Annotated in this window: 13 protein-coding genes; 5 read left to right on the top strand and 8 right to left on the bottom strand. The window is 65.4% G+C overall.

The annotated features are described in order from the left end of the window. Window positions 1-50 precede the first annotated feature (50 nt). The 3 genes from AC1MCD_RS03830 to AC1MCD_RS03820 all read left to right on the top strand — a co-directional run bounded on the left by AC1MCD_RS03830 (window position 51) and on the right by AC1MCD_RS03820 (window position 2,707). A complete protein-coding gene (locus tag AC1MCD_RS03830; protein ID WP_058929981.1) occupies window positions 51-761 on the top strand; it encodes a response regulator transcription factor in 711 nt (236 codons plus the stop codon). Between the two features lie 2 nt (window positions 762-763). Continuing rightward, entirely contained in the window at window positions 764-2,311 is a 1,548-nt protein-coding gene (locus AC1MCD_RS03825; RefSeq protein WP_498675996.1) for a sensor histidine kinase, read from the top strand. A gap of 108 nt (window positions 2,312-2,419) precedes the next feature. Continuing rightward, window positions 2,420-2,707: a WXG100 family type VII secretion target gene (locus AC1MCD_RS03820; RefSeq protein ID WP_498675995.1), complete on the top strand. Its 288-nt coding sequence runs from the start codon at window positions 2,420-2,422 to the stop codon at window positions 2,705-2,707. 5 nt (window positions 2,708-2,712) lie between these two features. Here the strand turns inward: AC1MCD_RS03820 and AC1MCD_RS03815 are convergent, their stop codons facing one another. The 6 genes from AC1MCD_RS03815 to AC1MCD_RS03790 all read right to left on the bottom strand — a co-directional run bounded on the left by AC1MCD_RS03815 (window position 2,713) and on the right by AC1MCD_RS03790 (window position 8,430). Beyond that, window positions 2,713-3,726 carry an RNase H family protein gene (locus AC1MCD_RS03815; protein WP_498675993.1) on the bottom strand — a complete coding sequence of 338 codons (1,014 nt, stop codon included), beginning with the start codon at window positions 3,724-3,726 and terminating at the stop codon, window positions 2,713-2,715. A 127-nt stretch (window positions 3,727-3,853) separates the two neighbouring features. After that, on the bottom strand, window positions 3,854-5,482 hold the full coding sequence (gene groL, locus AC1MCD_RS03810) for a chaperonin GroEL (protein ID WP_498675990.1): 1,629 nt from the start codon (window positions 5,480-5,482) through the stop codon (window positions 3,854-3,856). 291 nt (window positions 5,483-5,773) lie between these two features. Further along, window positions 5,774-7,045 carry an ABC transporter substrate-binding protein gene (locus tag AC1MCD_RS03805; RefSeq protein WP_498675988.1) on the bottom strand — a complete coding sequence of 424 codons (1,272 nt, stop codon included), beginning with the start codon at window positions 7,043-7,045 and terminating at the stop codon, window positions 5,774-5,776. Then, window positions 7,042-7,248 carry a cold-shock protein gene (locus AC1MCD_RS03800; protein ID WP_498675986.1) on the bottom strand — a complete coding sequence of 69 codons (207 nt, stop codon included), beginning with the start codon at window positions 7,246-7,248 and terminating at the stop codon, window positions 7,042-7,044. Before AC1MCD_RS03800 ends, AC1MCD_RS03805 begins: the two co-directional genes overlap by 4 nt. Window positions 7,249-7,416: 168 nt before the next feature. Next, entirely contained in the window at window positions 7,417-8,049 is a 633-nt protein-coding gene (locus AC1MCD_RS03795) for a LytR C-terminal domain-containing protein (RefSeq protein WP_498675985.1), read from the bottom strand. Window positions 8,050-8,100: 51 nt separating this feature from the next. After that, window positions 8,101-8,430 carry a DUF3263 domain-containing protein gene (locus AC1MCD_RS03790; protein ID WP_498675983.1) on the bottom strand — a complete coding sequence of 110 codons (330 nt, stop codon included), beginning with the start codon at window positions 8,428-8,430 and terminating at the stop codon, window positions 8,101-8,103. Between the two features lie 126 nt (window positions 8,431-8,556). Here AC1MCD_RS03790 and AC1MCD_RS03785 point away from each other — a divergent pair, with 126 nt between their 5' ends. Further along, complete coding sequence (locus AC1MCD_RS03785) at window positions 8,557-9,327, top strand: uracil-DNA glycosylase (RefSeq protein WP_498675981.1); 771 nt, start codon at window positions 8,557-8,559, stop codon at window positions 9,325-9,327. Between the two features lie 14 nt (window positions 9,328-9,341). Continuing rightward, window positions 9,342-10,181: a siderophore-interacting protein gene (locus tag AC1MCD_RS03780; protein ID WP_498675978.1), complete on the top strand. Its 840-nt coding sequence runs from the start codon at window positions 9,342-9,344 to the stop codon at window positions 10,179-10,181. 85 nt (window positions 10,182-10,266) lie between these two features. Here the strand turns inward: AC1MCD_RS03780 and AC1MCD_RS03775 are convergent, their stop codons facing one another. Beyond that, window positions 10,267-11,754 (bottom strand): threonine/serine exporter family protein, encoded by a 1,488-nt coding sequence (locus tag AC1MCD_RS03775; RefSeq protein ID WP_498675977.1) that lies wholly within the window; start codon window positions 11,752-11,754, stop codon window positions 10,267-10,269. A gap of 38 nt (window positions 11,755-11,792) precedes the next feature. Further along, the gene (locus tag AC1MCD_RS03770) at window positions 11,793-13,109 is read right to left on the bottom strand and encodes a peptidoglycan bridge formation glycyltransferase FemA/FemB family protein (protein ID WP_498675975.1); all 1,317 of its coding nucleotides are present in this window, start codon (window positions 13,107-13,109) and stop codon (window positions 11,793-11,795) included. Window positions 13,110-13,189: the final 80 nt, after the last annotated feature.

The following is a 13,189-nucleotide window of genomic DNA, read 5'->3' as shown; positions in this document are numbered from 1 at the left end:
ACACATCAGCCATCCAGAAAACTCACAGACTCTGGGAGCATGATGGGAGTATGAAGAAGACTGGTCCCGAAGCCAAGCTCCTCGTTGTTGACGATGAACCCAACATCCGTGAGTTGCTGTCCACGTCCCTGCGCTTCGCCGGTTTCGAGGTGGTTTCAGCTGCCAACGGGCGCGATGCCCTGGCCGCCGCCGAGCTGCACGCACCGGATCTGGCCGTCCTGGACGTTATGCTGCCTGACATGGACGGGTTTACCGTGACCCGCAAGCTCCGGGCGTCCGGCAAGCACTTCCCCGTCCTGTTCCTGACTGCGAAGGACGACACCGAGGACAAGGTCACCGGGCTCACCGTGGGCGGAGACGACTACGTCACCAAGCCCTTCAGCCTGGACGAAGTGGTGGCGCGCATCCGGGCCGTCCTCCGCCGCACCCAGCCGTTGCTCGACGACGACGCCGTCATCCGCGTTGATGATCTGGAGCTCGACGACGACGCGCACGAGGTGCGCCGTGGCGGCACCGTCATCGAACTCTCCCCCACCGAGTTCAAGCTCCTGCGGTACCTGATGCTGAACCCCAACCGTGTACTGTCGAAATCCCAGATCCTTGACCACGTCTGGGAGTACAACTTCAACGGTGATGCCTCGATTGTGGAGTCCTACATTTCCTACCTGCGGCGCAAGGTGGACATCGATCCTGACGCCCCTGCCCTGATCCAGACCAAGCGCGGCGTGGGCTACGTGCTCCGGACGGCAGAGAAGCGCTGACCTTGCTGCAGCGATGGAAGTCGGCTTCCCTGAGGTCCCAGCTGGTCGCCATCATCATGGCGCTACTGATTGTTGCCCTGACCGCCACCGGCGCGGGCACCCTTGCGCTGCTGAACAGCTATCTCCAGGGCCAGGTGGATGACAAGCTGCACGCCGCCGTCGAACTCGCGAGCAAGCAGCGCTCGTTCACGCCGCTGCAGGCGCCCAACCCGATGTCGGTCCCCACTGATTATTCGCTGACTCTTTTTGTACCCGGCGAGGAACCCTACGCGTTCGGCGGGGACGCCGACACCCGCCCGGACATCAGCAGCATCTCTTTGGACGAGGCCCAGAAACGGGGCTCCCAGCCTTACCAGGTCAGGGGAACGGACGGCCAGAACTGGCGCGTCGTCGCCGTGACGGTCCTCAGCGGCGGGCGCCTTGCCGTTGTGGTCATCGGCTTGCCGCTGCAGAGCGTGGATGACGTCCTCAAACACGCCACCCTGGTGATCTGCGTGGCAGGCCTGCTCACACTGCTGCTTGCTTCCCTGATCGCCAGCTGGACCGTGTCCCGGTCGTTCCGGCCCTTGGCAAGGGTGGAGAAAACCGCCGCTGCCATCGCCGCCGGCGACCTCTCCCGGCGTGTGGACATCGACAATCCCCACACCGAACTGGGCAGGCTTGGCAGCTCGCTGAACGCCATGCTGGCCCACATCGAGTCGGCATTTGCCGCGAGGACCGCCTCCGAGGCCAGGATGCGCCGGTTCGCGGCTGACGCATCCCATGAGCTGCGTACGCCGCTGGTGACCATCAGGGGCTTCTCCGAGCTTTACCGCCACGGCGCCCTGGCCACCGACGAGGACGTGGCCACTGCCATGGGGCGGATCGAAAGCGAAGCCAAACGGATGGGGTCCATGGTGGAGGACCTCCTGCTGCTGGCGCGCCTGGATGAACAGCGTCCCCTCCAGCAGAAACCAGTTGACCTGCAGCTGATCGCGCACGATGCAGTGGTGGACACGCAGGCCAGCGACCGGACGCGTCCCATCTCCCTGACAGGGCTCGACGGCGGCCCTGCCGTGCACGCGCCTGTGCTGGGTGACGAAGCCAAGCTGCGCCAGGTGGTGGGAAACCTCGTAGGCAATGCGCTGCGCTACACGCCTGAAGACAGTCCCATCGAACTGGCCGTAGGCATCCGCGCGTCCGATGCCGGGCAACCCCGCGCCGTGATTGAAGTCCGGGACCACGGCCCCGGCATTTCGGAAGAGGAAGCTGCCAAGGTCTTTGAGCGTTTCTACCGCGCGGACACGTCCCGGACCCGGGAGACCGGTGGAAGCGGGCTGGGGCTCGCGATTGTTGCCGCCATCGTCGGTTCGCACGGCGGGTCCGTCAGGGTGGCCACGACCGACGGCGGAGGCGCCACTTTGGTGGTCAGCCTGCCCGTCCGCCATGAAGCTGCTGACGGCGTCCACGGAATCCCAGCGGAACGGGCCGAATTGGACGATAGGGACAACCGGCACGATGGGAACGCACTGGGCGGCGGTCAGGGCGACGGCAGGGTTATCCACATATAGCATTCGGGCGTGGCGGGCCGGCAGCGCCCCTCCGTAGGCTCGATGCAGGGGCCCGGAGCAGCCGGGCGGGCAGCGAAAGCTGTCCCACTTCATCGAGAGGCATCAGCCATGAGCATCATTTCCGTCGACACCGAACTTCTCCAGCTCAAGTCCGCCAACGTCAAAGCAACAGTGGACCGGATTAGTTCCGACGTGCAGACCATGAAGCGGGGCCTGGACGAACTGCAAGCCACCTGGCGTGGCTCTGCGGCCAACAATTTCCAGGCCCTCGTGGCGGAGTGGACCCTGACGCAGGGCAAGGTTGAGGCCTCGCTGGCATCGATCAACCTGGCCCTGGCATCTGCGGCGAACACCTATGCCCAGGCCGAGCAGGGCAACACGCAGCGCTTCAGCTGAGCCGGTCAGGCTTCGGGTGTCCCCTGATGGAACCGCAGCCGCCACTTGGTGCCATCCAGCACCCACAGTGAGCTCCGGAGAACCGTGCCCGAGCGTGTATAGCTTCGGTACGTCAGCAGGACCGCGCTGATGCCGATGCGGTCGGCGCCCAGGATTTCGAGCTCCGTCTGGTGCCCCGGGTCCTCTTCCAGTGCCATCATCATGGCGTCCCGGGTCCAGACCCTGCCTGAACTTCCGATCTCCATAAAGTCCGGGTGCAGGAGGACACCGGTGCGGCCAATGTCGCCCCTGGCCTCCGGGCCGGCCAGCTCGCGTTCGAGGGCCTCGACGATCGCCTCCGGGCCGGGTTCTGCCCCGGTTGGCTCCGCTTCATTGAACGCCTCGGCCTCCAGCTCGCTGAACAGGTCCGGCTCCTCAAAGGGTGCCTGTCCGAAGGGGCTCGCGCCGACGGCGGGAGAGGGCTCCGTACGGGCAGCGCCAAGGCCGCTCCCGGCCTTGGCGGCAGGGCTTCCGGCCCCGGCGGCACTCTGGGACTGACTCGCCGCGGTGGGGGCACCGGCGAACCCGGGGCCGGAACGGGCCGCGACCCCCTGCTGGTAGGCGGTGGCTGCGGCGCGGGCGCGTTCATCGGCTGCCTCGTTGAGGTCATGGCCGGCGTGGCCTTTGACCCATTCGAACGTGTACTTGCGGCCGGCGAGTTCACGGTCCAGTTCTTTGAGCAGCTCCAGGTTCATGACAGGCTTGCCGTCACCTTTTCGCCAGCCCTTCCGCTTCCAGCCCGGCATCCATTTGGTGATCGAGTTGATGACGTACTGGCTGTCGCAGAGGACCTTCAGGTGCTCGTCAGGGATATGGGCGGTAGCGCGGAACAGGTCAAGCACTGCCATCAGCTCACCCTGGTTGTTGGTGCCGTGCGGCCATCCCCCTGCCCGCCAGCACTCGTCGTCGACATACCAGGCCCAGCCGGCCGGGCCCGGGTTTCCTAAAGCCGAACCGTCGGCTGCTGCAGTAATTGTCACGGTTCCATCCTGCCAGAGTTCCTGCCACCCTTAACGCCGGGGTTAACGGCCGACGGCGGCCCCCACCTTTGGTGAGGACCGCCGTCGTGCGTTTGGCTACGGTGCGTCTTGCCTGGGCAAATGGGGGCTAGAAGCCGCCCATGCCGCCCATCTCGTCGCCGCCACCCATGGCCGGAGCGTTCTTCTCCGGCTTGTCGGCCACTACGGCCTCGGTGGTGAGGAACAGACCGGCAATGGAAGCCGCGTTCTGCAGGGCAGAGCGGGTTACCTTGACGGGGTCGTTGATGCCGGCAGCCAGCAGGTCGACGTATTCGCCGGTGGCTGCGTTCAGGCCGTGGCCTGCGGGCAGGCCGCGGACCTTGTCCACCACAACGCCGGGCTCGAGGCCGGCGTTGAAAGCGATCTGCTTCAGCGGAGCGTCGATGGCAACCCGGACGATGTTGGCGCCCGTTGCTTCGTCACCCGTGAGGTTCAGGTTGGCGAACGCCTTGGCGCCGGCCTGGATCAATGCAACGCCGCCACCGGCGACGATGCCTTCTTCAACAGCAGCCTTGGCGTTGCGGACAGCGTCCTCAATGCGGTGCTTGCGTTCCTTGAGCTCAACTTCGGTTGCGGCACCGGCCTTGATGACTGCAACGCCGCCGGCCAGCTTGGCCAGGCGTTCCTGCAGCTTCTCGCGGTCGTAGTCCGAATCGGAGTTTTCGATCTCGGCGCGGATCTGGGAAACGCGGCCAGCGATCTGGTCGGCGTCGCCGGCACCTTCAACGATGGTGGTCTCGTCCTTGGTGACAACAACCTTGCGGGCGCGTCCCAGGAGTTCCAGTCCGGCGGTCTCCAGCTTGAGGCCGACTTCCTCGGCGATGACCTGGCCACCGGTGAGGACAGCAATGTCGGCCAGCTGGGCCTTGCGGCGGTCGCCGAAGCCCGGAGCCTTGACGGCAACAGACTTGAACGTACCGCGGATCTTGTTGACGATCAGCGTGGCCAGGGCCTCGCCCTCGATGTCCTCGGCAATGATCAGCAGCGGCTTGGACGACTGCATGACCTTTTCCAGGACAGCAACCAGTTCCTTGACGTTGGAGATCTTGGAGTTGACGATCAGGATGTACGGATCCTCAAGGACCGTTTCCTGGCGATCGGTGTCGGTTACGAAGTAAGCGGAGATGTAACCCTTGTCGAAGCGCATGCCTTCGGTGAGCTCAAGCTCGAGGCCGAAGGTGTTCGACTCCTCGACCGTGATGACGCCTTCCTTGCCAACCTTGTCCAGGGCCTCGGCGATCAGGGCGCCGATTTCGTCGTCACCGGCGGAGATGGAGGCGGTGGCCGCGATCTCTTCCTTGGTTTCGATCTCCTTGGCGGAGGCAAGCAGTTCAACCGTGACGGCTTCTACGGCCTTCTCGATGCCGCGCTTGAGGGACAGCGGGTCAGCGCCGGCCGCAACGTTGCGCAGGCCTTCCTTGACCAGTGCCTGGGCCAGCACGGTTGCCGTGGTGGTTCCGTCGCCAGCGACGTCATCAGTCTTCTTGGCAACTTCCTTGACCAGCTCAGCGCCGATCTTCTCGTAAGGGTCGTCCAGCTCGATCTCCTTGGCGATGGACACACCATCGTTGGTGATCGTGGGGGCGCCCCACTTCTTTTCGAGGACGACGTTGCGGCCACGCGGGCCGAGGGTGACCTTGACGGCGTCGGCGAGGATGTTCAGGCCCCGCTCAAGACCGCGGCGTGCCTCTTCATCAAATGCAATGATCTTGGCCATAACGGCAGTAGTCCTTTCGGGACAGTCGTTAAGAATGAACCTCACTGCAGTGCCCGCGACGGACGATCTTTGACCGCGGCCTCTGTATGCCGTGGCTGGGGATCTCACTCCAGCTAGGTGTTTCTCTCGCTCCAGGCCCGGCGCCAAGCTCCGCAACCGGCGGATGCCGGACGTTGCTTTAGCAGTCGGTACGTAGGAGTGCTAACTCAATAATTAGCACTCCCTAGGTGAGAGTGCAAGCGAATGGACCTCGAAACCGCGTATCCGCCGGTGGCCGTTCGCCGTTGGCGATCAGCCTGCCGCCCGGCCTGCTGCCTCGCGTCCGGTGAGTACGGCCCGGTTGTCCGCGCCGTATGTGAACACCATGAAGTTCGCCGTGGTGATGTCCCCGTGGGAGTCGAAGGCAACCGGCCCCGATTCGCCGTCGTAATTGATTTTCGCCCCGGTCTTCAGGACTGCCAGGCAGTCGGCATACGAGAGGCACGCTTTGCCGGGCTGGCCCGCGTCCTGCCCGCCGGCAGTCCCGCCGGACACGGCGATCAGGTTGGCCGCGATGGAGCGACCCGCGTCGTCATCGGCCACAGCCGCGGCCAAGGCCGCAAGGTTCACTGCATCGAAGGCCTCGGCTGCGAAGGACAGGTCCTTCAAGGCCGGATTAACTTCCAGCAGCCGCGCCTGAAAGGCTGCCGAGGCGAACATGCCGGGCACCACGGCGCGGGCACCATCCAGGGCCTTCGAACCAAGCCCCGAACCATACTGCGCGAAGGCACCGTCACTGAGGATAATTTTGGCGCCGGAGAGCCCCGCATTATTGAGTTCCGCGAGGTCACCCTGAGCGTCGTCGCGCGCGATCAGTATGACGGCGTCGGGCTTTGCAGCCCGGGCAGCTGCGGCTGACTTCTGCGCGGCGCCCGGTTTGAAGCCCGATGTGCTGACGGTTTCCAGGCCCGCTGCCGTGGCGGCGCCGGCTACCGCGTCAGAGACGTCCTTGCCGTAGGCGCTGTCCTGGTGGACAACGGCGATGCTCTTGGCTCCGCCGTCCTTGGCCAGCTTCACCAATACGGAAGCCTGGGCAACGTCAGCTGCCGCCGTCCGGAAATAATAGCCGCCGCTCTTGTACGAACTCAGCGCCGCTGCTGAATTCGCCGGCGAGATCAGCGGTGTCCTGGCGGCGGACAGCACGTCGATGGCGGCTGCCGCATGGCTGGAATCCGTGGGTCCAATCACTACGTCGGCTTTGCCGGCAACGAGGTTACCGGCCTGCGCTCCGGTATCCTCGCCGGCCCCGATGATCAACTCAACAGGTCTGCCCTTGTGGCCCCCGGCGGCGTTTATGTCCTTGACGGCAACCTCGGCCGCCGCCCGCTGTGCGTCGTTGAGGAAGCTCTGCTTCCCTGCGTTGTCCAGGATCATGCCGATGCGCAGGACACCATCGCCGGAAGCTTCAACGGTGTCCAGCCGGGCGTTGCCCCCGGCGGCGACGGCACACCCGGCCAGTGCCAGAAGGACGGCCGCCGCTGTGGTACTCCGGAGGATTGCTGATGTCAGGCTGCCGCAGTTCACTCTGCGGGCCGGACGCTTTCGGCCTGCGGGCCCTTCTCGCCTTCGCCGACTTCGAGCTCCACCCGCTGCCCCTCTTCGAGGGCCCGGTAGCCTTCGCCGTCGATGGCCGACCAATGCACAAAGACGTCATCCCCTGAGCCATCCACGGTAATGAAGCCATAGCCCTTTTCGGTGTTGAACCACTTGACGGTTCCCAATGCCATGATGTCCACTCTTTCCGTAGTGCCGACGGTCCACCCCGCTGTGGGCACGTGCAGCCGTGCGCCGCGACAGGGACCGAAGCCTGAAATCACTCTAGCCACAACCCCTTCAAGTGGCCGAGCCGCCCTGCTCACGGCTGCCCGAAAGTTATGGACGCGTGACCGCTGGTGCTAGCGGTAGCCCGGCCCCAGCACCACAACAAGGGGAACCTGGAACTCCTGGCTGTTGACCAGTGTGGGGACGCCCAGGAGGGTCCCGAGTGCTTCAGCGTTGGCCCGCTGAGCCTCACCCGCATAGAAGATCCTGGACGTCTGTTGCGGCGCCCCGGCCCAGTTGCCCACCTGCCCCAGCGTCCAGCCGTCGTTCTGCAGGACCGAACTGACACGTCCGGCCAGCCCGGCGGTACCGGCCGCGTTGTACACCGCAACGCCCTGCGCTTTGTTCAGGACGGTGGCCGGCGTCGCTGTGGCGGACGGCGAGGCCGAAGGCTCCGGGCTCGCTGACGGCTCGGCGCTCTCCGAGGCCTCGGCGCTGGGGGACGGCTCCGCGCTGGCCGACGGGGCGGCGCTTGTTTCGGGTGACGCGGACGCTTCCAGGCTTGTGGACAGCTCGCTGCCGGCGTGAGTGAAGCCGAGTTTGGGAAGGATCAGGAAGGAAACAAGTCCGATGGCCAGCGCCGCGATTCCCACCGCCAGGACCGGCCAGAGCTTTCGCCGGACGGCCACCGCGGCCGTGCGGTGGACGCCTTGCCGCGAGGCGGTCTCCGGTACCTTGTCGAATTCATCGCGAGCGTATTTGGTCATGGTGCAGGGACGTCCTTGTTGATTGCTGCTGATGGCTCAGCACGAAGTTAGTCAGGCGTCGGAACCCAGGCGGCGAGCAGTGCGCGCCCGGTGACGCGACGTACGTAGTCTACGCAATCGCTTGACCAGCATGGGGTCGTGGGCCAGCGCCGCCTCGGAATCAATGAGGGCATTCAGCAGCTGGTAGTAGTGTGTCGCGGACAGGTCGAAGAGCTCCCGGATGGCCTGTTCCTTCGCCCCCGCGTACTTCCACCACTGCCGTTCCAAAGCCAGCATCTGCTGGTCGCGCTCGCTCAACGGGGAGTCACGAAGGGTGAAGTCAGCCAGCAGCGGGCTGTGCTCCGCGGCTTCCGGCAGGTGTTCCCGAGCAGGCTCCGCCACGGCACATCCCTTCGCTGGTGAGGTTGAAATTCTCATCCCATGCTACGGCGTAAATAACAGGCTTGTCATTTGCGGCCCGGCCGCTGTGGCCGTCGTCCCCGGGAGCATCCCTGCGAGAATGGGACCGTGTTTGAATCTGACGCCCTGTTCGAGTTGGCGGCGGAGCCGGCGGATGCCGTTGGTTTCGCCGAGCTGGTTGCCATGCCGCTGCGTGAGCTGATGGCTGCTGACTGGGCGGAGGCCCTGGGCGCGGTTGAAACAGAGCTGCGCGGCGTCCTCACGTTTTTGGCCGCGGAAGTGGACGCGGGGCACAAAGTGTTGCCGTCGCCGTCGAACGTCCTCCGCGCCTTCAGGCAACCGCTGGCTGATGTCAAGGTCCTCATCGTGGGCCAGGACCCCTATCCGACGCCCGGCCACGCGGTAGGCCTTTCCTTCGCCGTCGACGCCCGGACGCGGCCCATCCCCCGGAGCCTGGCGAACATCTACCGCGAACTGGAGTCCGATCTCGGCATTCCGCCGCGAGTCCACGGCGACCTGTCCGCGTGGGCCAGTCAGGGCGTTCTGCTGCTGAACAGGGTCATGAGCGTCCGGGCGGGTGCCGCAGGCTCGCACCGCGGTAAGGGCTGGGAGGCAATTACGACGGCGGCAGTCACCGCAGTGGCCCACCGGCGCACCGCTGACGGCGGCAGTCCGCCGCTCGTGGCGGTGCTGTGGGGCAGGGATGCCGAGGGCGTCCGGCCGCTTCTGTCCGACGCGGCCGTAGTGTCCAGCGCGCACCCGAGCCCGTTGTCGGCGTCGCGCGGATTCTTCGGCTCACGGCCTTTCAGCGCCATCAATGAGCTGCTGCGGGAACAGGGCTCGTCCGGCGTAACCTGGGAGCTCCCCCAGGTTGTTTAGCTTAGGGTTGCCTTATGAGCACTGTCCCGGCCGCCACGAGCGCAACAAAGAACACCCGTCCGCAGATTGACCTCACGGTCATCCGACGGGAAGAACTCTCGCCGCACATGGTCAGGATCGTGGCGGGCGGCCCGGGCTTTTCCGCGTACGTGAACAACGCTTTTGTGGACCGCTACGTGAAGATCGTGTTCCCGCAGCCCGGCGTTGAGTACGCCCGGCCGCTGGATCTGTGGACCATCCGCGAAACCATGCCCCGGGCGCAGTGGCCGTTCACCCGCACCTACACGGTCCGCTGGGTGGATACGGCTGCCCAGGAACTGGCCATCGACTTTGTGGTCCACGGGGACGAAGGACTGGCAGGGCCGTGGGCAGCCACCGCGAAGCCCGGCGATACCTTCACGTTCACCGGCCCCGGGGGCGCCTACAACCCCTCGCCTGACGCCGACTGGTACCTCTTCGCCGGGGACGAGGCCGCCCTGCCTGCCATCGCGGCAGTCATCGAATCCCTGCCGGCTGACGCCCGCGGCCTGGCATTCATCGAGGTGGACGGCGACGCCGACATCCAGCACATCGCGGCCCCGGCAGGTGTCCAGCTCAACTGGCTCCGCCGGAACGGTGCCCCCGCGGGCGAAGGCGATCTCCTTGTCTCCGCAGTGGCCGACGCCGACTGGCCGGCGGGACGGGTTGACGTTTTTGCCCACGGCGAGCGTGGCTACATGAAGGCCCTGCGGGAGGTGTTCTTTGTCCAGCGTGGCCTCGAGCGGAAACAGGTGTCACTGTCCGGCTACTGGGCCAAGGGCCGGGTAGAGGACGATTTCCAGGCTGAGAAGAAGCTGCCCGTAGGAAAGATCTAAACAGGGAAGATCTGAGCGGGAAAGATCTGCGCGGGCGGACCGCTGCAGACGCCCCGCGCGGCCCGGCGCCGTGCTGCCAGCGGCTTTAGCGCCGGCGGGCGCGGCGGCGCTCGTTGCTGGCCAGGCTGCGCGTCAGGGGCCGTGCAAGCGTGTCACCGAGGACAATGCCGGCCGCCGTGCCCAACACAATCGCCCCGGCGTTCAGCATCCCACCGGCGCCAAACAGAATTTCGGATTCTTCGATGGTCAGGACGTACATGGAGCGGAAGATGGTCAGGCCGGGCAGCAGAATCAGCGCAGCCGGAACGGCAACCACCAACTGCGGGGCGCCCATCTTCAGTGCCACCACCCTCGCCAGCAGACCGATCACGACGGCGGCGATCGCCGGGGAGAACCGGTCCCCAACGCCGAGGGAGCCGGCGCCCAGGAGGACAAAGTAACCCACCACGCCCACGCCCGCTGTGGGCAGCAGCAGATCCCAGGAGGTCTGCTCCGTGATGCCGATGGCCATCACAGCGAGGGCAATGAAGATCACCAGGACCCACAGGTCGTAGGCGGGCGGGAACGTCTCGGTGACGTCTATGGCCTGCATCCCGGTCATCACCCCGACCACAGAGGCCACCGCGATCCCGGCCACAATTGCGCCGAAAGTCAGCAGCGTGGACAGGAACCGGCCCGCTGCCGTGACGGGGAACCCGTTGATGGCGTCCTGGACAGAGGAAACCAGCCGCCCGGTGGGGAGGAGCAGCAGGATGCCGCCCACCACCACGATCGCCGGCGCATTGGTGAGTCCGAAGCGCCACAACAGCAGCGCGGTGAGCGTGACACCGAAGGAGCACGCCGCCGTCGTAAAGAAGTCCGGGACCCGCCACCGGCCCAGCTGGCGGGCCAGGAGGCTGACCCCGAGGTTGGCCACGAAGGCGATGGCTGAAGACGCCGGACCCCCGCCGAGGACGCCCACAAAGACTGCAGCGAAAACGCCGAAGGCCATGGTGACCATCCAGCGCGGGAACGGTTTGGGGCTGGTGATGGCCTCGTCCAGCCGGCGGATGGCTTCATCGCGTCCCACTCCCCCGGCCACAATGTCGGTGACCAGCCGGTGAACTTTCGCCAGCCCGGCGTAGTTGTTGGTCCAGGACCGGACCACCCGAAGCAACGCGATGGGCGGCTGGTCTTTGGGAGCGTAGTTGATGGCCACCGACTGGTTGGTGATGTCCACCTCGATGTTCTTCAGCCCCAGCGCTGCGGTGACGGCAATGATGCTCGTCTCCACCTCCAGGGCGCCTGCTCCGTACCGGAACATGGTCTCGGCCAGGTGCAAGGCAAAGTCCAGGGTTTTGCGCGCGGAGGTGTCCACGCCTCCCACCTGGATCATGGGGTTGGCGTAGGGGCTCCCCGCGAGCCTGTCCACGATGCTCAGTGGCGCCGTCGGCGGGTTTTCCCCCTGGACCAGGCGCCGCAGCATCCGCTTGGCGGCAGCATCCTGGCGGAGCTGGGAGGGCGAAAGCGGCTCTGTCTTGGGCAGGCCGTCGGTATGAGCCTTGCCCCGGGAATTTTCAGGACGTTTGGTCATTTTGGTCCTCCTCCCTGTTTGGCGCTTGTGGTTTGGTATTACGCCTGCCGCTTCAGCGGCAGTTTGCCGAGCAGTATCCTGGCGGCGGCAATGGCTGATCGGCCCAGGCGGTTGGCCTGGAAGGCGACGGGCCGGACCGGCAGCACGAAGTCGCCCACCAGTTGAACCACATTCCCGCCGAAACCCTTCTTGAACTGGTAGCCGCCGTGGCCTTCCTCGTCCTGCCCCTCGATGCCGAAGGTGCCGTAGAAGTTGTACCTGGCGTAGCCCTTCTCCAGGCCGTGCAGCATCATGCCCCAGTACAGGGAGGTGGCCCCGTTGAAGTAAATGTAGTCCTGTTTGGTGCCGCCGATCACGCACACCACTTCGTCGCCAAAGCAGACAAAATGGATGGCGGCCACGGTGGCGACGCCCACGGAATCGGGGAACCGCTCAATGTCCTTGAGGCTGCGCTCATAGCTGTCCGCGAGGTCCTGGACCACTTTGAGCCGGTTGGCTTTTTTCTTGCTGCCGGTTTCCTCGACCTCGCGGCGCAGTTCGGCGGCGGCCGCGGATTCGGCCTCCAGCCGTTCGGTGATGGACTTCCGGTACGCGGGGATGTCGATCTTGGCCATCATGAGTTTGGTGAACTCGGGCGACGTGGTCCGCAGAAGCTGTTCGTAGTATTCCCGCTCCCGGTAGACGAAGCCCTTCTCGTCCCCGGCGGTGCTCAGCGCGCTGTAGAACTCATCCAGGGTGTCCAGGGTGGCCTGTTCCAGGAACACACCGTTTTTCTCAGCCTTCCGGATGGCCTTGCGCGTCCGGTAGCTGGTGCTCATGATGAGCTCCTCGGAATCCTTGATGCCGTCGAGCTTCTTGATGAACATCCAGTTCACGTTGACGAAGTCCATCTCCGAGCCCTGGTGGTCAAAGCCCAGGCGCCCCAGCTCGGCCACGAGGGGCCTGTTATCCGTGATGTCGGGGTGCTCGGCACCGTCTTCATCCCGGGCGATGTACGGCAGGTTCGGGGAGATCCGGAGTTCCGCCGCATTGTGGAACGCGCCGCGTTCCTTGAGGAGTCCGACGACGTCACGCACCAGTGCGGTGTCCGTATAGTCCATGAGGGGGCCCTTGGCGCACTCGCACACCTTGTAGCCCCACCGGTTGGTGGTGTAGTTGAGCTTGCCGGCGGCGACGAGTTCGCCGTCGCGCCTGACGCCGAAGAGTTCCACCACCTGGCCGCGGGAACGCTGGAAGCGGACAAAGTCGGCGGACTGGATGAAGTTGTTCTGCGGGTGTTTGAGGGAGAAAGCCTCGAACTCGGCATCGCTGAGGATGCCAGGCTGGAGTCCGGCGTCGGCCTTGGTTGGATTCACGGAAGTAACCTCATCTGTGGCTGCGCCGCCCGGCTGGGGCATGCGCTGGCGTTCGTCTGTGTGTGGTCGGTGTGTGTTGG

The organism is Arthrobacter sp. BF1, from assembly GCF_056680215.1.
The sequence above is the reverse complement of the archived record's forward strand: the minus strand, read 5'-3'. Positions and strand labels throughout refer to the sequence as shown.